The sequence below is a fragment of the Natrarchaeobaculum sulfurireducens genome, from assembly GCF_003430825.1.
GTDB classification, from domain to species: domain Archaea; phylum Halobacteriota; class Halobacteria; order Halobacteriales; family Natrialbaceae; genus Natrarchaeobaculum; species Natrarchaeobaculum sulfurireducens.
Genome location: NZ_CP024047.1, coordinates 1,957,262 through 1,979,517 on the forward strand (window position 1 = coordinate 1,957,262; position 22,256 = coordinate 1,979,517).

General features: G+C 63.2%; 25 protein-coding genes and 2 tRNA genes. 12 read left to right on the forward strand and 15 right to left on the reverse strand.

The annotated features are described in order from the left end of the window. Positions 1-166: 166 nt before the first annotated feature. From AArc1_RS10875 to mct, 7 genes are all read right to left on the reverse strand, one after another. Positions 167-240: transfer RNA gene (locus tag AArc1_RS10875), tRNA-Thr, on the reverse strand. A gap of 12 nt (positions 241-252) precedes the next feature. Further along, on the reverse strand, positions 253-753 hold the full coding sequence (locus AArc1_RS10880) for a GNAT family N-acetyltransferase (protein WP_117364391.1): 501 nt from the start codon (positions 751-753) through the stop codon (positions 253-255). Then, complete coding sequence (locus AArc1_RS10885) at positions 737-1,945, reverse strand: phosphoglycerate kinase (protein ID WP_117364392.1); 1,209 nt, start codon at positions 1,943-1,945, stop codon at positions 737-739. Before AArc1_RS10885 ends, AArc1_RS10880 begins: the two co-directional genes overlap by 17 nt. A gap of 99 nt (positions 1,946-2,044) precedes the next feature. Continuing rightward, the gene (locus tag AArc1_RS10890) at positions 2,045-2,650 is read right to left on the reverse strand and encodes a CBS domain-containing protein (protein ID WP_117364393.1); all 606 of its coding nucleotides are present in this window, start codon (positions 2,648-2,650) and stop codon (positions 2,045-2,047) included. A gap of 139 nt (positions 2,651-2,789) precedes the next feature. Then, positions 2,790-3,551 carry a GTP cyclohydrolase III gene (locus AArc1_RS10895; protein ID WP_117364394.1) on the reverse strand — a complete coding sequence of 254 codons (762 nt, stop codon included), beginning with the start codon at positions 3,549-3,551 and terminating at the stop codon, positions 2,790-2,792. Positions 3,552-3,649: 98 nt separating this feature from the next. Then, positions 3,650-3,976 carry a DUF5785 family protein gene (locus tag AArc1_RS10900; RefSeq protein WP_117364395.1) on the reverse strand — a complete coding sequence of 109 codons (327 nt, stop codon included), beginning with the start codon at positions 3,974-3,976 and terminating at the stop codon, positions 3,650-3,652. Between the two features lie 99 nt (positions 3,977-4,075). Next, positions 4,076-5,248 carry a succinyl-CoA:mesaconate CoA-transferase gene (gene mct / locus AArc1_RS10905; protein WP_117364396.1) on the reverse strand — a complete coding sequence of 391 codons (1,173 nt, stop codon included), beginning with the start codon at positions 5,246-5,248 and terminating at the stop codon, positions 4,076-4,078. A 136-nt stretch (positions 5,249-5,384) separates the two neighbouring features. Between mct and glmS the strand changes: the two genes are divergently transcribed. The 5 genes from glmS to citE are packed head-to-tail and all read left to right on the forward strand — an operon-like array spanning position 5,385 to position 10,728. Beyond that, complete coding sequence (gene glmS, locus AArc1_RS10910; RefSeq protein WP_117364397.1) at positions 5,385-5,840, forward strand: methylaspartate mutase subunit S; 456 nt, start codon at positions 5,385-5,387, stop codon at positions 5,838-5,840. A gap of 21 nt (positions 5,841-5,861) precedes the next feature. Continuing rightward, a complete protein-coding gene (locus tag AArc1_RS10915) occupies positions 5,862-7,283 on the forward strand; it encodes a methylaspartate mutase subunit E (RefSeq protein ID WP_117364398.1) in 1,422 nt (473 codons plus the stop codon). A gap of 9 nt (positions 7,284-7,292) precedes the next feature. Then, positions 7,293-8,570, forward strand: coding sequence for a methylaspartate ammonia-lyase (locus tag AArc1_RS10920; protein WP_117364399.1), 1,278 nt, complete (start codon positions 7,293-7,295; stop codon positions 8,568-8,570). Further along, a complete protein-coding gene (mch, locus tag AArc1_RS10925) occupies positions 8,563-9,621 on the forward strand; it encodes a 2-methylfumaryl-CoA hydratase (RefSeq protein ID WP_117364400.1) in 1,059 nt (352 codons plus the stop codon). Before AArc1_RS10920 ends, mch begins: the two co-directional genes overlap by 8 nt. A gap of 57 nt (positions 9,622-9,678) precedes the next feature. Further along, a complete protein-coding gene (gene citE / locus AArc1_RS10930; protein ID WP_117364401.1) occupies positions 9,679-10,728 on the forward strand; it encodes an L-malyl-CoA/beta-methylmalyl-CoA lyase in 1,050 nt (349 codons plus the stop codon). Between the two features lie 71 nt (positions 10,729-10,799). On the opposite strand, the gene AArc1_RS18725 is transcribed toward citE, so the two are convergent. The 3 genes from AArc1_RS18725 to AArc1_RS10940 all read right to left on the reverse strand — a co-directional run bounded on the left by AArc1_RS18725 (position 10,800) and on the right by AArc1_RS10940 (position 12,015). After that, positions 10,800-10,961 carry a hypothetical protein gene (locus AArc1_RS18725; protein ID WP_154670602.1) on the reverse strand — a complete coding sequence of 54 codons (162 nt, stop codon included), beginning with the start codon at positions 10,959-10,961 and terminating at the stop codon, positions 10,800-10,802. A gap of 187 nt (positions 10,962-11,148) precedes the next feature. Then, a tRNA-Ser gene (locus tag AArc1_RS10935) sits at positions 11,149-11,232 on the reverse strand. A 33-nt stretch (positions 11,233-11,265) separates the two neighbouring features. Beyond that, positions 11,266-12,015: a hypothetical protein gene (locus AArc1_RS10940; RefSeq protein WP_117364402.1), complete on the reverse strand. Its 750-nt coding sequence runs from the start codon at positions 12,013-12,015 to the stop codon at positions 11,266-11,268. A 280-nt stretch (positions 12,016-12,295) separates the two neighbouring features. On the opposite strand from AArc1_RS10940, the gene AArc1_RS10945 reads away from it, so the two are divergent. Further along, positions 12,296-12,520, forward strand: a complete 225-nt coding sequence (locus AArc1_RS10945) for a hypothetical protein (protein ID WP_117364403.1) — start codon at positions 12,296-12,298, stop codon at positions 12,518-12,520. 17 nt (positions 12,521-12,537) lie between these two features. Here AArc1_RS10945 and AArc1_RS10950 read toward each other — a convergent pair whose 3' ends face one another. The 4 genes from AArc1_RS10950 to AArc1_RS10965 form a co-directional block, all read right to left on the reverse strand. Then, positions 12,538-13,146: a uracil-DNA glycosylase gene (locus tag AArc1_RS10950; protein WP_117364404.1), complete on the reverse strand. Its 609-nt coding sequence runs from the start codon at positions 13,144-13,146 to the stop codon at positions 12,538-12,540. Between the two features lie 159 nt (positions 13,147-13,305). After that, positions 13,306-13,533 carry a hypothetical protein gene (locus AArc1_RS10955; RefSeq protein WP_117364405.1) on the reverse strand — a complete coding sequence of 76 codons (228 nt, stop codon included), beginning with the start codon at positions 13,531-13,533 and terminating at the stop codon, positions 13,306-13,308. Between the two features lie 5 nt (positions 13,534-13,538). After that, a complete protein-coding gene (locus AArc1_RS10960) occupies positions 13,539-14,615 on the reverse strand; it encodes an Mrp/NBP35 family ATP-binding protein (protein WP_117364406.1) in 1,077 nt (358 codons plus the stop codon). A gap of 60 nt (positions 14,616-14,675) precedes the next feature. Next, positions 14,676-14,999: a hypothetical protein gene (locus AArc1_RS10965; protein WP_117364407.1), complete on the reverse strand. Its 324-nt coding sequence runs from the start codon at positions 14,997-14,999 to the stop codon at positions 14,676-14,678. A 90-nt stretch (positions 15,000-15,089) separates the two neighbouring features. Here AArc1_RS10965 and AArc1_RS10970 point away from each other — a divergent pair, with 90 nt between their 5' ends. Beyond that, positions 15,090-15,467 (forward strand): DUF5783 family protein, encoded by a 378-nt coding sequence (locus tag AArc1_RS10970; protein ID WP_117364408.1) that lies wholly within the window; start codon positions 15,090-15,092, stop codon positions 15,465-15,467. 49 nt (positions 15,468-15,516) lie between these two features. Here the strand turns inward: AArc1_RS10970 and AArc1_RS10975 are convergent, their stop codons facing one another. Continuing rightward, on the reverse strand, positions 15,517-16,038 hold the full coding sequence (locus AArc1_RS10975; RefSeq protein ID WP_117364409.1) for a DUF7382 domain-containing protein: 522 nt from the start codon (positions 16,036-16,038) through the stop codon (positions 15,517-15,519). 74 nt (positions 16,039-16,112) lie between these two features. Between AArc1_RS10975 and AArc1_RS10980 the strand changes: the two genes are divergently transcribed. The 5 genes from AArc1_RS10980 to AArc1_RS11000 all read left to right on the forward strand — a co-directional run bounded on the left by AArc1_RS10980 (position 16,113) and on the right by AArc1_RS11000 (position 22,188). After that, the gene (locus tag AArc1_RS10980; protein WP_117365868.1) at positions 16,113-17,168 is read left to right on the forward strand and encodes an ATP-binding protein; all 1,056 of its coding nucleotides are present in this window, start codon (positions 16,113-16,115) and stop codon (positions 17,166-17,168) included. A gap of 89 nt (positions 17,169-17,257) precedes the next feature. Next, complete coding sequence (locus AArc1_RS10985) at positions 17,258-17,962, forward strand: DUF7310 family coiled-coil domain-containing protein (protein WP_117364410.1); 705 nt, start codon at positions 17,258-17,260, stop codon at positions 17,960-17,962. Next, positions 17,959-18,426, forward strand: coding sequence for a DUF7311 family protein (locus AArc1_RS10990; protein WP_117364411.1), 468 nt, complete (start codon positions 17,959-17,961; stop codon positions 18,424-18,426). The genes AArc1_RS10985 and AArc1_RS10990 overlap by 4 nt, the downstream gene beginning before the upstream one ends. A gap of 103 nt (positions 18,427-18,529) precedes the next feature. Further along, entirely contained in the window at positions 18,530-20,449 is a 1,920-nt protein-coding gene (locus tag AArc1_RS10995; protein ID WP_117364412.1) for a type II/IV secretion system ATPase subunit, read from the forward strand. 8 nt (positions 20,450-20,457) lie between these two features. Beyond that, positions 20,458-22,188: a secretion system protein gene (locus tag AArc1_RS11000; RefSeq protein WP_117365869.1), complete on the forward strand. Its 1,731-nt coding sequence runs from the start codon at positions 20,458-20,460 to the stop codon at positions 22,186-22,188. Positions 22,189-22,256: the final 68 nt, after the last annotated feature.

A 22,256-nucleotide genomic window follows, 5' to 3' on the forward strand; every position in this document is an offset into this window, starting at 1 on the left:
GTTGGATTGGTTTAATGTATGAATTTAGCATGCTCTCAGGAGTTGAATCGTTTCAAGTCTGACTAGCTCGGTCGCAGGGAGAGACTGTAACGGCTAATCACCGGTTTCAGGCAGTCCTGTCGTCGCCAGCGAGCACAGCACTGGCGGTCCAGAACGCGTATAGAAGAGCCAGGGCCGGGATTTGAACCCGGGAAGTCTCGATTACAAGTCGAGTGCATGAACCGCCCATGCTCCCCTGGCGCAGTCAGTCGGTTAGCGCTCTTCCTTTGAGTGTGTGTCGTTTTTAGATCGATCCTCGAGCTGCCGGTGCATCGTTACCCGAAACGTTTCGAAGCCGTGACGATGATAGAATCGTCTGGCGGCATCGTTCTCGGCCATCACCTCGAGGGTGACGACGTCGACGCCAGCCTCGCTGAACGAGGCGTCGACGGCCTCGAGGAGTTTCGATCCGATTCCCCGGTCGCGATACGCTGGCTCGACGTACAGGTTCGAGAGCGTTCCCCGAGTCGCATCGAGGTCGAGTGCACCTCGTTCGACCGAGACAGAAGCGAATCCGACGGGGTCGCCGTCGATGCGAGCGACCAGCAGTCCATCGGCCGTCAGGTGGGCAGCGAGCGTTTCGCGCATCGTCTGGCGATTGACGTCGGCGCGAACGCACGACCCGTGTGATCGCTGACTTCGAGCGAGTGCGACCCACATGTCGGTGATCGCCTCGAGTTCGTCGACACGTGCGTGATCAATTTCTATGGCCATTTTCGAGAACCGTAACGGCTGGTAGGGGCTCGGCGGTGAGCATCCGTAAGGCGGCTCCGCCACCGGTGCTGACGTGGGAGAAGCCCTCGATTCCGAGTCGACGGAGTGCAGAGGCGGTGTCGCCGCCGCCGACGATACTCGTGGGGGCGTCCGTCGCGGCGCCGTACAGTTCACGGGTGCCACGTTCGAACTCGGACTGTTCGAAGACTCCCGCGGGGCCGTTGAGGATGACCGTCCCCGCGTCGTCAAGAATCCGCTGGTAGTACTCGAGCGTGAGATCACCGATGTCCATTGCCGCCTCGTCACCACGCGGTGGGAGTGCGTTTACGCCGAGTACGTGACGGTTCCCGTCGCGTGAGACGGCGACGTCCCGAGGAAGTGCGATCCGGTCGCCATAGGCGTCGAGCAGGTCAGCGGCCCGATCGATCTCGTCCCAGTATCCCTGGTCGTAGATGAAATCGGAGCTGGCATCACCGAGATCGACGCCGTCAGCGATGAGAAAGACGTTCCCGACGACACCGGCGGTGAGGACGTGATCGGCCAACCCCTTCTCTAAGATCGACCAGGCAACGTCGATGGAATCGGGAACCTTCGCACCGCCGAGGACGTAGACGCGGGGTTCGGGCGTCTCTTCTATCGTTCCCAGAACGTCGAGTTCGGATTCCAGTACGCGACCGGCGTACCCAGGGACGACGGTTGGGAAGCCGACGAGTGAGGGTTGTGAACGGTGAGCAGCCGCGAACGCGTCGTTGACGTACGCGTCGAGAACGGGAGCGAGACCGGTGACGAGGTGCGTCTGGGCGGCTCGCTCGGGCTCGAACTCCATGTACTCCTCGCTGTAAAATCGGGTGTTCTCGAGGACGACACACTCGCCGTTCTCAAGCGATCGAACGGCCTCGCGTGCGGCGTCGCTGAACGTCGCATCGACGTATCCGACCGGTTGACCGAGCAACTCGGAGAGGCGATCTGCATGAGATTCGAGCGAGACGAACTCGTCACCGCCAGGTCGGCCCTGGTGGGCGAGTACGGCGACCCGTCCGCCTCGCTCTATGAGTTCCGCAAGGGTATCGACGTGGGCGCGCAGTCGGGCGTCGTCGGCGAGTGTCCCGTCGTCGTCGATCGGACTGTTGACGTCGACACGGACACCGACGGTGGTCCCTTCGACGTCCAGATCGTCGAGGGTATCGATCATTGCAGGTGAGTCCACCGCGGCCCCCGAAAGGTCTTTCTATCGGAGAAATAGCGGACGACGACTGCTGTCACGAGCCAGGGTTCGTCGTCACACGAGAAGTCATACTGCTCGACAGTCCGGGCAAACGAGCTGTCCGTTTGCATCCCGCAGTTGGTCGGCGAGGGAGCCACAGGCCTCACAGACGCCCTGCGTCGAGTACTCGTCACCGCCGTTCGGGACGATCCGGTCGTCGGCTGGCTCGTCAACCGGGGTCATTTCGTCGTCGATGGCGGGCTCTATGGCCGCTGGCCCCTCGTTCGATCGCGTCGGTGCCGTCGTCGCCTGGAACGATCCCGCAGCCGCGATGACGTCGCGCTGAGTTACGACGCCGAGGAGTTCGTCTTCGGTCTCGACGACGACGTTCCGGATGTTTTCCCGAGCCATCATCGTCGCGACGTCGGTGAGCGACCGTTCCGGCGAGACCGAGATAACGGGAGTCGTCATCGCTGCTTCGACGGTCGTTTCGCCTGGATCGGACTCATCGCCGACGACGCCGAGGACGTCCCACTCCGTCATGATCCCGACTGGATCCGAGCCCCGGACGACGAGGACACAACTCGAGCGCTCGTCGCGCATCAGTCGAACCGCCCCGAGGACGGTGTCCGACTCGCTGACGCCGACGTATTCGGTCGTCAAGATATCCCTGACCGACAGTTCTGATTCCATACCTAAACACTAGCCACAGACGGGCTAAAAGCTACTCCCACTACACTTAAGCAGTCACACAGTGAACTGCACCGGTTGGTGTGTCCAACCGGCTCCTGCGTCGCCGTTCGATCCATGCAACCCGTGCAGTCGCCTGGTCTCACCACTCGAATTCGACCCGAGTCCCGTCCGATCGGCAGGTCTCGAGGGCGTGTTTTGCGGCGTAGCCGGCATCGTGTGCGTTCTCGCCGCGACCGACGCCGACCTGCATCGTGACGTCGACGGCCGCTTTGACGTGGCTGATCGCTTCCTCGTAGTCGGGCTTCTCGAGGTCGGGACAGACGACGATGACGTTGTCGCCGCCGACGAAAAACGAGAGGCTGTCGTGGGCATAGCGCATGTGTCTCATCAGTTCGGCGTAGCCCTGTTCGATCTCGATGAACGTGTCGAACGCGTTGAGCTCGTCGGTGTAGTTACCGGTCGCGTTGACGACGTCGAAGTGAGCGATCTGGATGTCCTCGGTCGTTCGAGAGGTGTCGTCGACGATCCGTCCCTCGAGACACTCCCGTCGGTTTTCATCCTGGGCACTGCCGGCGTCTTGGACGTGTTCGGTCGCGTCGGCGAGCGCCTGGACGGGGCTCGTAGCGGTCGCGACGCCGAGGCTGAGTGTGACGGGATACCGATTTCCGACGGACTCCTGAAGGAGTGCGTGGTCGTCCATCGAAAGCCCGTTCGTGACCGCGATCATGTTGTCAAAGCGGGTAAAGAAGACGTACCCTCCACGGTTTCCGACGAACTGGGAGATGTCGGCGTACAGTCGGGATTGTAGCGTCTGGAGGTCGGCCTCGCGGCGTGGCTCCGGCGTCACCGTCCATGGCCCGTAGTTGTCGATCTGAACGAGGGTCACCTGCGTGTTAGTCACGGTGATCGATTCTTTCGAACGGCGTCGTATAAGTGATACGCAATCCAGATTTGAGATGAGGCAGAAAACGAGTCGTCCGGTCGGGGGCGAGTCGACGATCAGGCGCGTTTCTTCTCGGGTTCCGATCCCTTGGGGTGGTACTCCCAGAAGTTGCCCGCTCGCATCGCTTTTCCGACCGCCTTGTGCATGTCGAGAATCGTCTCGAACTCGTCTTCTTCGACGTACTCGAAGATGTCGCTGAGCGCGACGACTTTCTGATGGTTGATGCGGATGGGGTGGTCACCATACTCGTCGACGAAGGCGTCACGGTCGAGGGGGAAGTCCTCCTCGTCGTCGACCTTGTCGGCGATGATCCGCATGTCGTATTTCCGTCCGCCTTCGCTTCCTTCCTCGCCGTCCGGATCGTGTGGCCAGTCCGCACTCATACTCGGATCTGTGCAGGGCTCTTCCAAAAGGGTTACTCTTGGTCCCTGTCGGCCCACTGCGTCGAACACTCGAGCGACACCGGGCACAGGGCGCTTTCGTCAATCGTCCGCGGTCGTCTCGGCTTCCTCGCCGAGGAGTTCCTCGCGGTGTTCGTCGAGCAGCGGCGCACGGCCCCGCGGTCTGGGCTCGGTCTTCGACATTTTGATCGCGCTGCCGGCGATCTCGACGTCGGTATCGCTTCCCGGCTGCTCGACTGTGACCAGCATATCTCGGGCGTGCACGTGTGGGTCCTCGAAGATCTCCTCGGTCGTCTGGACTGGCGCGGCGGGGACCTGGCCCTCGAGGGCGTCGACCAACGCATCGGTTTCCCGTTCGGCCGCCCACTCCTCGAGTTCCGCACGGAGTATCTCGCGGTTTTTCAGCCGGTCTGCGGTCGTCGGGTACTCCGTTGCGAGGTCCGCCCGCCCCATCACGTCACAGAGATCAGACCAGTGGCGGTCGTTGAACGCGGCGATGACGGCGTAGCCGTCGGCGGTCTCGAACGCATCGTAGGGGAACAACGTTGGGTGAGAGTTGCCTTGTCGGGTGGGGGCCTCACCGGTGTACGACTGCTGGTAGATCGCCCGCTCGGTCATGCTGATCATCGAGTCGTACATGCCGGTGTCGACGTACTGGCCCTCGCCGGTCTGTGCGCGATGGTTGACGGCAGCGAGGATTCCCACACAGTTTAGCGCCGCGGTGAAGAGGTCGCCGATACCGGGGCCGACCTTCGTCGGTGGACCGTCCTCCTGGCCGGTGATCTCCATGACGCCGCCGAGCGCCTGGGCGATGAGGTCGAACGACGGCTGGCCCTGGCGGTCGGTTTCGCCGGTCCGCGGATCGCCGAAGCCGCGGATCGAGGAGTAGATGAGGTCGGGGTTGTACTCGGTGAGTGTCTCGTAGCCGAGGTCGTATTTCTCCATCGTGCCCGCACGATAGTTCTCGACGAGGACGTCGGCTTCCTCGACGAGCGAGAGGAAGTCTTCCCGGTCTTCTTCGTCGCCGAAGTTTAGCTCGATGCTCTTTTTGCCTCGATTGACGCTCTGGAAGTAGCCGCCGTAGGCCTCGGCTCCGGAGTCATCGACGAACGGTGGGTTCGATCGGATGAGGTCGCCGCCCGGGCGCTCGATCTTGACGACGTCTGCTCCCATATCCGCGAGTAACATCGTGCAGTAGGGGCCAGCAAGCACCTGGGTCAGGTCTAACACGCGCAAATTCGAAAGCGCTCCCATGTGCGGTGAGATACGAAACGGCTACAAAAACCTTTACCATCGATCATGAGGGTGTGAGGCCGTCCCAATTAGACGGTGTTAGGGCGTATAAGGGATATTATCATGGAAGATCATTAGGTTTATCACCGAGTCCATCATGGTTCCGAATACGATGTCCCAAACGGTCGTCCTCGGCGTGATCGGCTCGGACGCTCACGTCGTCGGCATTACGATCTTAGAGCAGGCTTTCAGTGCAGCTGGATTCGACGTCGTCAACCTCGGCGTCCAGACCTCCCAGGAGGAGTTCGCCGAGGCCGCAGTAGCACACGACGCCGGGGCCGTACTGGTCTCGTCGCTCTACGGTCACGCCGAACAGGACTGCCAGGGCTTCCATCAGGTCCTCGAGGAGGCCGGGGTCGACGCCGCCACCTACATTGGCGGGAACCTGGCCGTCGGCCAGGACGATTTCGAGGAGACGCGAGCGACGTTCGAAGCGCTCGGCTTCGACCGCGTCTTCGACTCCGAGACCGATCCCGAAGAGGCCATCGCGGCGCTTCGGGACGATCTCGGGCTCACGACCACCGATACGGAACGAGCGACCATCAGTTCCTAGATGCCGAGAGTCACTTTGTAGATGATACGAGACGAACGGATACCATCCGACGAGCTACGGCGTATCGACGAGGAAATCAGGTCAGACTGGCCGACGGGTGCCGACGTCGACTTCGAGGAAGCGATCGCATATCACGAATCGCTCCCCGAGCGCAAGCGATTCGCAGACGTTCTCGAGTCGGCCGATAAGCCCCTGTTGCAGCCGCGAGCTGGCGTGCCACGACTCGACGACCAGATCGAACTGCTGGAGTACCTCCACGGCGAGGGTAAGGCGGATCTCTTACCGACGACGATCGACTCGTACACGCGCGACAACGAGTACGAGAAGGCCCAGCAGGGACTCGAAAAGGCCAGAGAGACGGGCGACGACACGTTGAACGGGTTTCCCGCGGTCAACCACGGCGTCGAGGGCTGTCGCGAACTGATCGAGGCGATCGACGCCCCGATCGAGGTCCGCCACGGGACCCCCGACGCCCGATTGCTCGCGGCGATCACCTTCGCCGGCGGCTTTCAGAGCTTCGAGGGCGGGCCGATCTCGTACAACATTCCATACACGAAACGCCACGGCCTCGAGGAGACGATCGAGCGCTGGCAGTTCGTCGATCGGCTTGCCGGTGCGTACACCCAACGCGGGGTTCGCATCAACCGCGAACCGTTCGGGCCGCTGACCGGGACGCTCGTGCCGCCATCGATCGCTATCGCGATCGGGATCGTCGAGGGACAGCTCGCGGCCACCCAGGGCGTGCGCTCGATCACGCTCGGCTACGGGCAGGTCGGCAACGTCGTCCAAGACGTCGCGGCCCTGAACGCGCTGCGAGACCTCGCGAACGAGTACCTGCCGGATGAAGTCGTCGTCACGACGGTCTTCCACGAGTGGATGGGCGGGTTCCCGCCGGACGAGGCGCGTGCGAACGGCGTGATCAGTCTCGGTGGGATGACCGCGGCCATTGCCCAACCGGATAAAGTCATCACGAAGTCACCCCAGGAGTTCCAGGGTGTTCCGACGATGCAGGCCAACGCCGCCGGTCTCCGAACAACCCGGCAGGTCATCGACATGGCCATCGAACAGAACATCGGCATCGACGGCATCGTGGAGGAACAAGACCTCATCGAACGCGAGACACGGTGTCTGATGGACGCGATCTTTACCCACGGCGACGGCGACGTCGTCCAGGGAACGATCAAGGCATTCGATTCGGGCGCGCTGGACGTGCCGTTTGCCCCCAGTGACAGCGCAAAGGGAGCAATCCTCCCCGCTCGAGACGACGACGGACGCGTCCGCATCTTCGAGTGGGCCGACCTCGAGATGGACGACGACATCAAAGAGATTCACAAGGCGCGACTCTCACAGCGAGCCGACACCGAGGGCCGCGAACAATCGTTCCGAATGGTTGCCGACGACGTCGACGCGATCAGCGACGGAAAACTCATCGGTCGCCCATAACGAACTTCAATGGAAATTACTGATATTCACGCGACGCCCGGCTACTCCGGGTTCTTCTTCGACGACCAGCGCGCGATCAAGCAGGGAGCACAGCAGGACGGCTTTACGTACGACGGCGATCCCGTCACGGACGGCTTCGACGAGATCCGCCAGGCTGGCGAGACGATCGTCGTAGACGTCGAACTCGCCGACGGAACCCACCACCGCGGCGACTGTGCGGCGGTCCAGTACTCCGGTGCTGGCGGACGCGATCCGCTGTTCAAAGCCGAGGAGTACGTCCCGGTCGTCGAAGGGGCGGTCACCGAGGCGTTCGTCGGCCGCGACGCGAGGTCGTTCCTCGAGAACGCCGACGCGCTCGAGGAACTGATGGTCGATGGCGGCCGACTCCACACGGCGATCCGGTACGGCGTCTCCCAGGCGCTGCTGGCCGCGGCGGCCCACGCCGAGGGGACGACGATGACCGACGTGATGGCCGACGCACTCGGTACCGACCCCGCAACGGAGCCAGTGCCGGTTTTCGGCCAGTCCGGTGACGCCCGCTACATCAACACCGAGAAGATGTTTATCAAGGGCGTCCCCGTCCTCCCGCACGCACTGATCAACAGCGTCGAGAAAATCGGCCAGGAGGGTGAGACCTTGCTCGAGTACGTCGAGTGGCTCAGAGAGCGGTCACAGGAACTCGGGCCTGACGGCTACGAGCCCCGATTCCACATCGACGTCTACGGGATGATCGGTGAGGTCTTCGGCGCACCGTACGACCGTGAGGAAGTGGTCGACTACTTCGGCGCACTCGAGGAGGCGGCCGCGCCGTATCCTCTGCAGATCGAGGGGCCGATGGACGTCGGCGACCGCGAAGGACAGATCGAATCGATGGTCGAACTCCGCCAGGGACTCGCTGATGCGGGTGTCAACGTCGACCTCGTCGCCGACGAGTGGTGTAACACTTTCGAGGACGTCCAGGCGTTCGTCGATGCCGGTGCGGCCGACCTCGTGCAAGTGAAGACACCCGACCTGGGGAGCGTCCACCGAAGCGGACAGGCTGTCAGGTACTGTGAAGGAACCGATACGCGCGCGTATCTCGGCGGGACCTGTAACGAGACGGAAACGTCCGCGCGGGCCTGTGCGCACGTGGCGCTCGCGACCAACGCCGCACAGGTGCTTGCGAAACCGGGAATGGGCTTCGACGAGGGCTACATGATCGTCGAAAACGAGATGCGACGAACCGTCGCGCGACGAGCGCGCGAACAGCAGCTAGCCGACACCGACGAAATTACTGCAGATGACTGATTGGACCGATCCCGATACGTTCGCACAGGCACTCGAGCACGCCGAAACGCGCGAGAAGGGCAACTGCTTCGAGGACTTCGCGGAGGGGGATGTTATCGAACACGACCCCGGTCTGACCCTCACGAAGTGGGGCAACGAGGCGTGGATGAGCCAAACGCTCAACCACGATCCGGCCTACTGGCGACCCGACGCGGCCGCCGACCGCGGCTTCGAGGAGCCACCGATTCACCCGGACTACCTCACCGCCGCAACGCTTGGGATCACCGTCGAGGATCTGAGCGAGAAAGGCGGTTACTTCCTCGGACGGACGGACGTTCGCTTCGCCCAGGACGCCGTCTATCCGGGCACGCATATGTCCGTCGAAAGTGAGGTCGTCAACACCGCGACCTCGAGTTCCCGGCCCCAGTACGGCATCGTCTCCTGGCGCACCCGTGCGAAAGACCTCGAGACCGACGACCTGCTCATGTCCTACGAGCGGACGAACATGATCCCACGACGGGAACCGCTCGAGACGGACGGTGGCGCGACGGCGACAGAGGAAGACGATGACAACGACCTTCCAGAAACGTTCGTCACCCCCGAAGGCGGCTACTTCGAGGACTTCGTCGACGCACTCGAGATCGCAGACGAGGAGAACGGGGCGGTCGCCTACCGGCACGAACGCGGGCGCACCCAGGACGATGTCACGGTCGCCCAGCTCCCACTCGCGACGCTGAACACCGCCAAGCAACACCACAACGTGGACGTGATGGCCGACTCGCCGTCGGGCGATATCGTCACTTACGGCGACGTCACCCGTTCGACCGCGCTGGGTCACGCCCGTTCGGACGAACGAACCTGGCGCGAGGTCGGTTTCGACGACGAATCGTTTCACACGTTCGTCACCCCTGGTGACACTGTCTACGCCTTCACGCGCGTGCTTGAGGCAGACGACGACGCCTCGAGCGACGTGGCAGGCACCGTGCGCTTCCAGCACATCGCGTTCAACCAGGACGACGTTCCCGTCTACTCGGGAACACGAACCGCGGAGATTCAAAAACGTTCTAACTAACACGATCGAACGTTACAGACGAACGCTGACACGCACGAATTCAGACCCCACTCAGACATGATTGACGACACTGACATCCGACTCTGCCGTACGTTCCAGACTGCACCGGCCGCCGTTCCGAAAGATGACACGGCGAAGTACCTTCGCTCGGGTTTAGAGGCCGAGGGCTTTCAGGCACCTGACTGGCTCGTTCCCGACATGGAAGACGGGACCGCACCGGATATGAAAGCCGAGGGCCTCGAGAACACGATCGAACTCGTCCCCGAGTACGACTTCCCTGGCGAGATCTGGCCTCGCGTCGAGTGGAGTTACGAGGACGAATCGTTCCGCGACCGCGGCCGAGAGCAGATCGACCAACTCGTCGCAGAGATCGGTGACGAGATCGACGGCGTCGTCGTCCCGAAGGTCGGTCGCCTCGCAGACGTCGAACGCGCGGCCGAGGTCGTCGCCGAGGCGGAAGCCGAACACGGCTACCCCGACGGATCGATCGGGATGTCGATCATCGTCGAGACCGGCCGCGCTCGATCGGACCTCCGCGAAATAGCGACGTTCGGTGGCGACTCGCGGCTCACCGCGCTCGTTTTCGGCCCCGTCGACTACGCTGCCGAACTCGGCGCACGCGATCTCGGCGACGGTCGCCCGCGCTGGGATGGCCTGCTCGAGGCGCTCTCGAACGAGGCGAGCGCTGGCGGGCTGCTCTCGATCGGCGGCCCGTTCGACGACCTGTTCAAAGAACGTGCCGGCTTGACCTACTACAACGCCGACGATTACGCCGACCAGGTCGAATACGAAGCCCACCTCGGCCTCGACGGCTCCTGGTCGCTGTACCCCAAACAGACGATTCAGGCCAACACCATCCACATGCCGACGTCCCAGGAACTCGAGCGTGACGTGAGCAAGATCGAACGCTTCAACGCGGCCAAACGCGAGGGCACCGGCGCGGTAACCCTCGACGGGCAGATGGTCGACGAAGCCACGTTCAAGGTCTTCCGAAACACCATCCTACAGGTCCGTTCGATCCACGACACCCGACCCGAGCAGACCCAGGCCCACTACGATCAGAGTCTGCTCGAGCGCGCGCTCGAACTCGAGTTGTCCTATAGGTAATCGAAACCCGCAAATTCCAGCGGGAACCGTTCGACCAGCCGGCGTCGTTTTTCAGCCCGTCAGGCGACCGCTCATCGAGTCTCGGCATCCGACGACTCCTCGAGCGGCTGGAAGACGACGCAGTAGCGTTCGGTGGACGATAGGATGGCCACCTGCGTCTCTTCGTCGATGTCTTCGGTCCCGCCGATCTCGAACTCGCGGCCGACGTCCTCGAACCCGGACGCCGTCGACACCTATAGTACCCACTGCACGTCAGTGCGCACCTGGTCGGCAAGCGGATCGGCGATCAGTGTGTACATCGGTGCAGTTGTTACTAGATCAGTTCGTTTTCGCCTGCACGGACGACTCGCTGCGCTCGTCGTCGTTGCTCGGCCGAAAACGGTTCACGCTCTGGTCGTCGCGAAATACTCGTCGCAGAAGCGGTGGGGATGGGATTTGAACCCATGAGGCTTGTCAGCCAGTTGCTCTCAAGGCAACCGCGTTGGGCCGCTCTGCCACCCCACCTCGAGTTACGATACCTCGTCCGGTCAAAAATGGTTATCGGTCTCGGCCGACCACGAGCGAGCCGTCGGAACCGACCTCGAGACCGAGATCCTCGACTATGGTTGCCGTCGCCTCGCCACCCGGTCGTTCGGCGACGCGTCGAGCCTCGAGGGTGGCGATCGTTGAACAGAGACCTGACTCGGTGGTGACGCTCGGAAGGGTTGGCGCGAGGCCGAGGCGAAGGTCTGCGTCGGCGCTTCGGCGGGCCACCGTCTCGAGGTTGGGGCTCGCGTATGCGTCGGTGAAATCGAGAAGGTCGGTAAACCCTGCAACGTACGTTTGGCCGGCCGAAGACGGCCCCAAAACGACGTCGTATCGTCGCAGCGACATGGCCACGCTGTCGATTTCTGCCCGCCTGACCAGCGGCACCGTCGGCTCGAGGACGGCGACGCCGTCGACGTTCTCGCGTTCGATGAGGTGAGTGACCGTATTCCCAACGCGCGCCGATCGCGTCGAGCCGACCTGGCGTTCGAAGCGAACCGTCGAGACGTCCTCGAGGGCGGCGTCGGCCAGCGTTCGGATCTCGGATTCGGGGTCGTCGCCGACGTACTCCTGTGGAAGCGTCTTTTCGTCCCGGTAATTGATCAAGAGGTCGCCGCCGCTGTCGGCCGCCGCGTGTAGCACGTCGGTCACGGCGGCCTCGTAGAGGGATGCCGTCGCGTCCGCGGTCAGTGACGTTTTCTCGGTGAGCGACGAGAGCACGAGTCCAGCTCGAGGTGGATCGACTGGTACGACGACGATCATACGCTACAGTGCGTTCTCTCGGGTCTTGAACGCGACGTTTGAGCGATCCTCACGCGCAAGTTGAACAGACAGTTGATGTCGCACTTCGTCTGGCGAGCAAACGAGACGACTGCGTACGAATGGCGAAGTGACCCGACCGATACTGTTCGACAGACCGAGTGTCCACAGTCACCAGCCGGAGGTGGTGAATTGGTTTCAGTGACGGTTCTCCGACAGCACACCGAGCGGAAGTCATCGTCGACGCATATCTATTATAACGATCGAGTGAGATAGAAGAGACATGGAACAACGTTCACTCTCGATAGTCGGCCTTACTGGTGTAGTGAGTATCCTGGGGCTCGCCGTTCTCGGCGGCTACGGGCTTCTCACGGGCATCCTACTCGAGCCGTCGGCTGCGTTGGTTGCCCCGACCGTCGCAACGCTGGTCGTCACCGTGGTCGTGGTCGGCGCTCTGATCGGTCTCGGCGCCGGATCGAAACGCTGGCGGCAGAACCCCTACTGGTAACGCGTCGTTCGTCCGAGCTATCGTTCGCGCCGCCCCTTGGTCTGTCGATAATCCGTCGCCAGGAGCTGTGCGAAGTGTTCGACCCACGACTGGGTCTGAGTCTCCGATTGTCGTTGCGGGTCGATCATCGGGACGATCGCGAAGCCTCGGCCGCGGATCGTCGTTGCGTGACGCTCCGGCAACCTGAGTTCCGACGCAGGCGTTCTGGTATACTCTTCGGCGAGTTCGACGAGCGCTCGCTCGCCGACCGGGACCAGAATCTCCGGGTTAATCATCCTGATCTCGGCCTCGAGGTAGGGATCGCAGTTCGCGACCTCCTCGTCTGCCGGCGATCGCTCGGGATGGCGACACCGGGTCAGGAGAGTGAGATACGCGTTTTCGAGGCCAGGTCGCTCTGACGGCGACGTCGCATCACAGAGGCCGAGGCGCTCGAGCAGTCGCCGGAGCGTCGTCCCCGACTCCGGTTCGACTGTCCCGTCAGTCGCGAACGGGACGCCTGCCGCATCCGCCGCAGACGACGGTCGCTCACCGACGAACAGGAAGTCCGCGGCTACGTCCCCGTACCCGTGAACGACCTGCGTTCGCGTCTCACAGAGCGCCGGACAGTTCTGACACTCTTCGTCCATGTTGTACGGATTGGATCGCGATCGCTGTGCTGGGTCCACACGCCTCCCTGGGGTGGCACGATGAAAAACGACGCGGACGGCAACGGGCCGACCGGTTCGGTCTCGAGACCGTCCGACAGACAGGCTCGAGACCGTCCGACAGGTCGAAGACGACGCCAGCTAGCGGTCGAGTCCGCCGCGTTCGGTGACCTCGAGAATGAACTTGACGTTCCGAACGATCTCTTCGGGCGTGGTCTCTTCGGTCGGATCGTAGAGATCACTGGTCCGGTAGAGGATGTTTGCGAGCTGTTTGCTTTCGCTCGTCTCGTCACGGATTTCGTCCGCGATCTCGCGGAGGAACGCGACGCGTTCGGGATCTGCATCGAATGTTCGATCATCGGTTCCCATGGAGATCACCGGTCGGCGGATGCCGTCTCGTCGCCCCGACGCTGGGAAACCTTCCGTCGGTGTACGATCCCCGTGTTGTTCGCAACGTTCTCCGTGATCGTTCGGAACGCGTCACCGGTCTGGCTGTCGTCCTCGAGGACGGTTGGCCTACCGCCGTCGCCACCCTCTCTGACGGCGGGATCGAGTGGAATGCTCCCGAGGAACGGTAACTCGTGTTCGTCGGCGAAGGCTTCGCCACCCCCCGACCCGAAGATGTCGTGCTGGCTGTCACAGTCCGGACAGGCGAACGTCGACATGTTCTCTGCGATGCCGAGGACGATGGTTTCGTGGGTGGCGAACATCTCGAGACCCTTGCGGGCGTCGTCGAGAGCGACGTCCTGGGGCGTCGTAACGATGACTGCGCCGGTGACGGGCATCGTCTGGAGCATCGTCAACTGGGTGTCGCCCGTCCCCGGAGGCAGGTCCACGATCAGGTAATCGAGGTGGCCCCACTCGACGTCCTCCGTTAGCTGTGTGATGACCTTGTGGACCATCGGGCCGCGCCAGATTACGGGGTCGTCCTTGCCCGTGAGAAAGGCCATGCTCATCAGTTTCACGCCGTACTTCTCCGGTGGGACGAGCGTCTCGTCTTCGGTCGCCTGTGGCGGTTCGTCGGCGTCGACCATCCGGGGGACGTTCGGCCCGTAGATGTCCGCATCGAACAGTCCGACGCGAGCGCCAAGCCGTGACAGTCCTGCCGCGAGATTGACCGACACGGTCGACTTGCCGACACCCCCCTTTCCGGACGCGACCGCGATGACGTTCTTGACGTTCGCTAGCACCTGTTCTTCTCCCGACCGGCCGTCCCGGTCCGGAATAGTCGCCGACAACTCGGACTCGAGGCCGGCCTCCTCGAGCGTCTCCCGAACGGCGGCGGCGATGTTCGATTCCGTCGGCGAGTACGGCGCGCCGAGTGCGAGGTCGACGGTGACTGTCTCACCGTCGACAGACACATCGTTGACCAGCCCAAGTGAGACAATGTCGTCGCTGAGTTCCGGATCCTCGACTTCCCGGAGACGGTCGCGAACGTCGTCTTCGTCCATATTCAAACGTACTTCCGGGCGTCGAAAAGGGTTGTGTTCGGCTACCACCGCTCACGCTGGCTACCGCTCGAAATCGAACCGCGGCCCGCCGTACGTCGGCGGGTCGGGCTCGAGCTCGACGCCGCGTTCGTACCGAACGAAGTTCAGATAGTAGGGCCGCCCACAGCCGTCGATCGACTCTCCCTCGAGGTCCGTAACCGGGCCGTCCTCGCCGCAGACGAACGCGATTCCGTCCGCCGACTCGAGGTCGTCGTCGTCCGGCGTGGCGTACTCCCAGCCAGGCTGGGCGAGTTTCGTGACGGAGCGATCCGCGAGATCCGGAGCGCGTTCGACGCTCGTCACGGCCTTGCAGTGTGGACAGGTGTACCGAACGGTGACGGTCATCGAAGGGTCTAGGTACCGCGTTGACCTAAGACTGCGGCCTCCACTCAGTCGTTCCGAACCGTTTACTCGGTCGCACCCGCAGTGAGGGCCATGACCGAGTTCGATTCCGAGAAGTTCGATCAGAAGTACGTCCACTATTTCGACGAACTCCAGGCCGCGTACTCGAACGCCTACCAGCAACTCCACGGGCAGTGTGACTCGACGGTGCTCAAAGCGATCGACCGCAAGGTGCTCGCAGAGAGCGAACCGTTCTACGTGGGAGCGACGGAAGGCGAGCTAGCGAACGACTCGAGCGGGCAGTACGCGGGCGCAACCGACAGCCCGTTCCGGGTCGAGCTTCCCGACGACGTCCCCGACCGCGTCGGTCGCGTTGCTGACCACGACCAGTTCGACGTCGTCCTCGCCGAACTGGTCGAACGTATCGAACGGGAACTCGAGCGACAGTTCGAGTTCGAGTCGGACGACTGACTGCTGGGCGTACTCAAAGCCGATCACCGCTCGCGACCGACCAGGTCGGTCAACTGGCAGTCACGAGTAACTCCTCGTTCGGTTCGTCGTCCGCCCAGTTCGTTCCGGCCGGTGGCTGGACTTCGAACTCGACGGTGCCGGTGTGCTGGTCCGGCGGGAGCGTTAGGTCTACCGCGTTGAAGTCGAACTTTACTTCGTTTTCGCTCGTGTCCGGATTAGTGGTCTGTTCGACGAGTGCGTCGTCCATCCGGGCTGCACCCGGAACTGCGACGACCGTCGCGTTAGGGACCTCGTTCCCGTCTTCGTCAACGACGAACACGCTGAACGACTCTGCCTCGCTGCTGTCTGCCTCGAGCGTTTCGGCTTCGAACTCCACGTCGACTTCGGTATCACCCTCGAACGTATCGATCCCGCCGAGGATCTGTAACATGAGACCGAGCGATACGACACCGATAACGAGCGCGATCACGAGTCTGATCGGTAAGCCTTCGATCGCTCGATCGTCCTCGTGCAACGACCGCCTCGAACTGGAGCGTCGAACCGTCGGTTCGTTTCCGTTCCCTGCCTGCATGCCGTGGTTGGTCCCGTCATCTAACTTAAACAGTCGGACGAAGGTTGACGTACGAGAAGGAAACGAACACCGGCATGCGTTTCGTTATCGGACGTGGAGTCGACGCCGGGACGGACCAGACCGGTCACGTCGGGCAGTATCGAGCACTGGACGGAAGTGAGGGGGCAAACCTGTATCTCGATCTCGACAGTCCGCACGCGACGCTGATCGTTGGCAAGCGAGGGTACGGAAAGTCGTTTACGCTGGGAGTCGTTGCCGAAGAACTCGCCAGGGTATCGGGCGTCGCACCGGTTATCGTCGATCCGATGGGAGTGTTCTCGACGCTCGCCGCGCCCGCCGAGGGCGAGCCCGTCCCAGCGGACGTCGTCGACGAACCATCGATTTCGGCCGATGTGCTCGATCCACGCTCGTGGTGTTCGCTGCTCGGACTCTCGCCCGAGAGTGCCGCCGGGGCGCTCGTCTGGGAAGCCGCCCAAGAAGCGGAGTCGCTCGAGACGATGCGACGTCACGTCGAGGGAAGCGACGCACCGGAGGTCGATAGACGAGCAGCGATCAACCACCTCTCGCTGGCCGATTCGTGGGACGTCTTCGATCCCGATGGCCTCGACGCGGCGACGCTCTCGAGCGGCGCCGTCTCCGTCGTCGACGTCTCGGGGCTCGATTCGGCCCCGATGAACGCCGTTTGCCGGGGGATCGGGGAAGGACTCTATCGCGCACGCGTCGACGAGACGATCGATCGACTCCCGTGGCTGCTGATCGACGAAGCCCACACGTTCTTCGCCGGTGTCGCCAAGGCCGCACTCCACACGATTCTTACACGCGGGCGCGCTCCGGGTGTGAGTCTCGTCCTCGCGACACAACGGCCCAGCGCCGTCTCCGAGACAGCGATCTCTCAGTCCGACGTGTTGATCTCGCATCGCCTGACCGCGGAGGCCGACCTCGAGGCGCTTGCCGCCGCCCAGCCGATATATCTGAACGAGTCGCTCAAGGAACGACTCCCAACGGAACCAGGGGAAGTCGTGGTTATCGACGACGCGACCGAGACGGTTCACGCGGCACGGATTCGGGTTCGAGATACACCACACGGTGGCGATAGTCCGAGCGCGCGCGACGTGGCCGGTCTCGAGTGATCTCGAGCGGATCATCCGTTCGACTCGTTGCCGGGCAGCCACCCATTGTGATATTGTAGTTTAAATACGATCGGGCAAGCAACAGGGGTATGACGGATATCGATCGGCTCGATCAGCGGCTGGCTGCCGTCGAGCGCGTCGTCGTCGACGGCGACGTGACGCTCGAGGGACTGTCGGAGTTGACGTCGGTCGTAGAAGCCGTTGCCGAACTCGAATCGCGTCTCGAAGAACAAGAGGGTCGCCTTGCTGACCTCGAGGCGTCGGTGCAGTCGGTCGAAGGCTACGTCGGAACCATCGAGTCGGTCAACGACGACGTCGAACGACACGCAGCGTCCGCTATCGCCACGGTCGACAGACTCGAGCGTCGCATCGACACCCTCGAGGTCGAACTCGACGACCTCCAAGATGGCCTCCTCGAGGACGAACCGACGGCACAAAGCGGGGGCGATAGGGGAGAGGATGGCGGAAGAGAGGAGACCGGGAGCGATGACAGCGATGGCGATGGCGATGGCGATGGCGATTCCAGGAACCAGACGGCCGGAGACGGCTCGACGGTCTTCGAGTTCCGATCGTCCGACGAGAACCCGTCGCCCGAGCGATTAGTCGGGGAAATCGTCGGGAGCGAACCGCGGTCGTTCGTCGACGACGGCGTCGAGAGGCCGGTATCATCGGCGAACCAGATGGCAGTCGATTCCGCAATAAACGAGGGCGAACCGTCGACAACCGACGCCGACGGCGACACCGATGCCGATGACGGCAGTCTACTCGGATCGCTGCGGTCGCGGTTGTCATGATCCGGTACGTCGTGGCAGCGCTGTTGGCGGTCGCCATCGTGAGCGTCGCCGGACTGGCCCTCGACGACGGCGCGGCCGACAACACTGAACGTGAACTGCAGACTGGGATCTCGGATATCGAAGACGCAGCGATCGAGCTCTCCGAGAACGAAGAGCTCTCACCGGATACCCACCCCGATCCACGCCGGGTCGTCGATTTCAGGGTCCCGACCGGCTCGCTCACCGAAGCCGGCGTCTCACACCTCGAGATCGAACCAGTAGCAGGGGCGGACGCGAGTTTCGCCCGGTACGTCCTAACCGACGGCACGGATCACCGCGAGATCATCGAGGTGCGGATCGTCTACCGGGACGCGACGGACGCGCGGACGACCGAAATTCGCGGGAGCGGTACCCAGATGGTGACGCTCGTGTTGCGCCCCGACGCGGACGGGGATCCGGTCGTCGTCGTCGATCCCCCGGAGTAGACAGGTCCTCCGTACCGTCTTACCGACCGAACAGCGACTGACGGACGACGGTTTTCTGCGTCGGCGGTGAGAGTTTAAACCAGAAGCCGAGCCCAGATGAGATATGTCTACGGACGGGACCAGGCGAACGGTCCGGAGGGCCCTCTCGAGGATCGGCTTCGATGGGTTGCTCGGGGAGCCGGAGTCCGGGGGCCGTTGTAACTGCGAGATGGCGTTCGACGACCGGACGCTCGTCGTCGATGCGTCGAACTGCGACGGGCAGCTCGCGGAATCACCTGACTGTCGGGAATCGGTTGTTCGGGTACTGACAGAGCACGAGATTGACTCGATCGTGGTCCACTCGAGCGGGTTGAGCTACCGGTACGACCGTGGGCAGACAGCGTTATTCGGGGCCGCAGGCCGGTTCGTCGAACTCCTCGGAAGTCGTAATGAACCACTCGTGGGTGACGTCGCCCGCGATCCACTCGGTGCGGCCGACAGACTCGAAACCCGCGTCGACGAGCTCGGCGACGTTGCCATCGAGTCCGGCCTGCTCGATGTGGTCGACGGCGTCGACACGTACGCGGACGGTTTTTCGCCACGCGTCGGACTCGAAGTGGCAAACTACTTCATCGACCGCTCGATCGACGATACCGCCCGGCTCGTCGACGTCAGGGAACTCGAGACCGGAAGTACCGTCCGGATCTACGAACGCGAGGACCGATTGGCGTTGTACGAACTCGACGTCGTCGACCTGACGCTGTCACCGGCCCAACGTAACGTGGTCGTCGACGGCTACGAGGCGCTTGCCGAAGGATGGGTCGAGGGCGACCGCGCACCGTCGCGGGCGATCGAATTCGCCACGGGCGAACCGGTGGATCCGGTGCTGACGAGGGTGCTCGAGAAATACACGGAAGGATACGGAATTCTCGAGGACCTGTTCGCCGACCCTGACGTGACGGACGTCTACGTCACGTCGCCGGTGACGGCGAATCCGCTCCGGGTCGAACTCGACGGTCGGGCGATGGAGACGAACGTCCACCTGACGGAGACGGGCGTGAAAGCGCTCGCATCTCGCGTCCGGCGAACGAGCGGCCGAGCGTTTTCGCGGGCGAAGCCGACGGTCGACGCGACGGCGTCGCTGGCGAACGGCCGCGGGCTCCGAATCGCCGGGGTCACCGAACCTGTCGCTCGAGGCACGGCTTTCGCCTTCCGCGAACAGTCCGACGACCGGTTCACGCTCCCGGCTCTCGTGGCCAACGGGACGATCCCCGCGGAGGTCGCCGGCTTTCTTTCGACAGCCATCGAGCGAAACGCCGCAGCACTGATCGCCGGAACTCGCGGTGCCGGGAAGACGACGCTGCTCGGGACGCTCCTCTACGAGGTGACGCCCGATACCAGGACCGTCATCATCGAGGATACACCGGAACTGCCGGTCGACCCGTTGCAATCCGTGGGACGGGACGTGCAGGCGCTTCGGACCGGCACCAGCGACGGGCCCGAAATTTCGCCGACGGAAGCTCTGCGGACGGCTCTTCGGCTCGGAGACGGCGCACTGGTAGTCGGCGAGATCCGCGGTGAAGAGGCTCGAGTCCTCTACGAAGCGATGCGTGTCGGTGCGAACGCGAACGCCGTTCTTGGAACGATCCACGGTGACGGGGCAGACGAGGTGTACGAACGGGTCGTCTCCGACCTGACCGTTGAACCGTCGTCGTTCGGCGCGACCGACCTCGTCGTAACAGTCCAGGCCTATCGGACGCCAAACGGCCGGCGACGCCGGATTACCCGGATCGAGGAGGTACTCGGAACCGGCGACGACATCTGGTTCGAGTCGCTCTACGAACTCGATGGACGAAGCGCCGCACCGACGGGACGAATCGACCGGGGTGAAAGTCGATACGTCCACTCGATGGCCAGCCCGACAGAGGAGTACGCGGACGTTCGACGGGCGATCGCCGAGCGCACCGAACTGCTACGTGAACTGGCTGCAGACGGGCGAACCTCACCCGAAGAGATCGCCGCCGCCTACACCGATCGACGGTGATCCCACTCGTGACGATTTTCACAACGGTCATCCGTGGGCTCGCGGCCCTCTATCCCTACGAGGTGGAGGCTACCAGAAATCTCGTCGACTCGGTCCGGTTCATCGATGCCCCCTACGACGCCGAGACCGTCGTTCGTGCTGGCTACGGCGCAGGGTTGATCGGCGCCGCTGTGCCGGTCCCGCTGCTCCTGTTCGAGATTTCGGTCGTCTTCGTCGGGGTGTTCGTCCTGACAGTGTCGCTCGGAGCGATCCATGCTGTCCATACCTGGCCGCACCTCCAGGCTGCGTTTCGCCGAACCGAGGCACTGGGCGATACGCCCACTCTCATCGGCCGAGCAGTGTTGCGAATGCAAATACAGCCTTCGCTCGAGAACGCCATCCGATTCGCGTCCAAGACCGGCCAGGGGCCGCTGGCGAGTAGTCTCAGTGGACACGCCAATCGTGCGAAAGGGACGCCACACGCCGGCTTGTTGACGTTCGCCGAAGAGTGGGCCGAACACTTTCCTGCCCTCCGGCGATCCTCGACACTACTTGCGACCGCACAGGACGCGCCGAAGGCCGAACGCGCCCGGACGCTCGATCGCGCACTGATAGCCATCCTCGACGGCACTCGCAGCCAGATGGCGGAGTTCACGGCCGCGATTAGAGCGCCGACGACGATGCTGTTCGCGTTCGGAATCTTGCTTCCGATGGCGCTCATTGCGATCGTCCCCGTCGCACCGATGGCGGGCGTCACCCTCAACATCTGGATATTCGTGCTCCTGTACAACGTGGTGTTGCCGGCAGTGCTGGTCGTCGCCTCGCTGTGGCTGCTCGTTCGCCGCCCGGTCGCGTTCCCACCACCGAAGATCGACCGTGCCCATCCCGAGTTGCCCGACCGGCTCTGGCTGCGGGCCGGCTGGGGCTTGCTCGCGGGAGCCGTCACGTTCGTTTCGGTTACGACGGTCGGGCCAGCGTACCTCGCCGAAATCGTCGCGTTCGGCGTCGGTATCGGCGTCGCCTTGCTCGCCGTCTACAGTCCGATTCTCGAGCTTCGTCACTCCGTTCGCGACGTCGAGGAACACCTGACTGACGCGCTGTATATCGTCGGTCGACAGGTCGCCGAAGGCGAATCTGTCGAGTCAGCCATCGAACTCGCCGCCGACCGCGTTCCGGCCGAAACCGGGGCGGTGTTCGCCCACGCGGCAGGCGTCCAGCGCAGACTCCACACGAGTATCGAGGAGGCGTTTCTGGGCACGTACGGCGCGCTCCGCGACGTCCCGAGTCAGCGCGCCCGAAGCATGGCAGCGTTGCTCGCCATCGCTGGTGAAGAGGGCAAGCCGGCCGGCCGTGCCATCGTCTCGATGGCGGACCATCTCGAAGAACTCGAGGCGGTCGAAGCCGAGACCAAACGTGCACTCTTAGAAGTGACGAGCACGCTCGACAACACCGCCGCGTACTTCGGACCCATGATCGGTGGTGCGACCGTCGGCATGGCGGACATGCTCAGCGCCGACGACTTCGCTACTTTCGAGGGGTTCGGCGACGCTGCGACGCTCCCGATCGAACAGTTGGGGGTCGTCGTGGCCATCTACCTCGTCATGCTCGCGTTGATCCTGACACCGCTGTCGTATGCCCTCCGGTATGGGATGGACCGTACCCTGTTCGGTTACCACATCGGTCGAACGCTCACGTCGTCGATGCTCCTGTTCGTGCTAACGGTCAGCCTCATCGACGTGGTGCTGCTGGAGCCGGTCTGACTTCGACACCGTTCGAACGTCGACCGAGCAGTCGGGCCGCGTCTCCCAACCGCCTCCATCGTGGTGGA

Coding starts and splice junctions, on each gene's coding strand:
- AArc1_RS10985 (WP_117364410.1), top strand. CDS start 17,258: ATGACGGATATCGATCGGCTCGATCAGCGGCTGGCTGCCGTCGAGCGC.
- AArc1_RS10965 (WP_117364407.1), bottom strand. CDS start 14,999: ATGACCGTCACCGTTCGGTACACCTGTCCACACTGCAAGGCCGTGACG.
- AArc1_RS10960 (WP_117364406.1), bottom strand. CDS start 14,615: ATGGACGAAGACGACGTTCGCGACCGTCTCCGGGAAGTCGAGGATCCG.
- AArc1_RS10945 (WP_117364403.1), top strand. CDS start 12,296: ATGGAACAACGTTCACTCTCGATAGTCGGCCTTACTGGTGTAGTGAGT.
- AArc1_RS10995 (WP_117364412.1), top strand. CDS start 18,530: ATGTCTACGGACGGGACCAGGCGAACGGTCCGGAGGGCCCTCTCGAGG.
- mct (WP_117364396.1), bottom strand. CDS start 5,248: ATGGGAGCGCTTTCGAATTTGCGCGTGTTAGACCTGACCCAGGTGCTT.
- AArc1_RS10900 (WP_117364395.1), bottom strand. CDS start 3,976: ATGAGTGCGGACTGGCCACACGATCCGGACGGCGAGGAAGGAAGCGAA.
- AArc1_RS10885 (WP_117364392.1), bottom strand. CDS start 1,945: ATGATCGATACCCTCGACGATCTGGACGTCGAAGGGACCACCGTCGGT.
- mch (WP_117364400.1), top strand. CDS start 8,563: ATGACTGATTGGACCGATCCCGATACGTTCGCACAGGCACTCGAGCAC.
- citE (WP_117364401.1), top strand. CDS start 9,679: ATGATTGACGACACTGACATCCGACTCTGCCGTACGTTCCAGACTGCA.
- AArc1_RS10970 (WP_117364408.1), top strand. CDS start 15,090: ATGACCGAGTTCGATTCCGAGAAGTTCGATCAGAAGTACGTCCACTAT.
- AArc1_RS10975 (WP_117364409.1), bottom strand. CDS start 16,038: ATGCAGGCAGGGAACGGAAACGAACCGACGGTTCGACGCTCCAGTTCG.
- AArc1_RS10990 (WP_117364411.1), top strand. CDS start 17,959: ATGATCCGGTACGTCGTGGCAGCGCTGTTGGCGGTCGCCATCGTGAGC.
- glmS (WP_117364397.1), top strand. CDS start 5,385: ATGGTTCCGAATACGATGTCCCAAACGGTCGTCCTCGGCGTGATCGGC.
- AArc1_RS10890 (WP_117364393.1), bottom strand. CDS start 2,650: ATGGAATCAGAACTGTCGGTCAGGGATATCTTGACGACCGAATACGTC.
- AArc1_RS10950 (WP_117364404.1), bottom strand. CDS start 13,146: ATGGACGAAGAGTGTCAGAACTGTCCGGCGCTCTGTGAGACGCGAACG.
- AArc1_RS10915 (WP_117364398.1), top strand. CDS start 5,862: ATGATACGAGACGAACGGATACCATCCGACGAGCTACGGCGTATCGAC.
- AArc1_RS10940 (WP_117364402.1), bottom strand. CDS start 12,015: ATGATCGTCGTCGTACCAGTCGATCCACCTCGAGCTGGACTCGTGCTC.
- AArc1_RS10920 (WP_117364399.1), top strand. CDS start 7,293: ATGGAAATTACTGATATTCACGCGACGCCCGGCTACTCCGGGTTCTTC.
- AArc1_RS10880 (WP_117364391.1), bottom strand. CDS start 753: ATGGCCATAGAAATTGATCACGCACGTGTCGACGAACTCGAGGCGATC.
- AArc1_RS10980 (WP_117365868.1), top strand. CDS start 16,113: ATGCGTTTCGTTATCGGACGTGGAGTCGACGCCGGGACGGACCAGACC.
- AArc1_RS10955 (WP_117364405.1), bottom strand. CDS start 13,533: ATGGGAACCGATGATCGAACATTCGATGCAGATCCCGAACGCGTCGCG.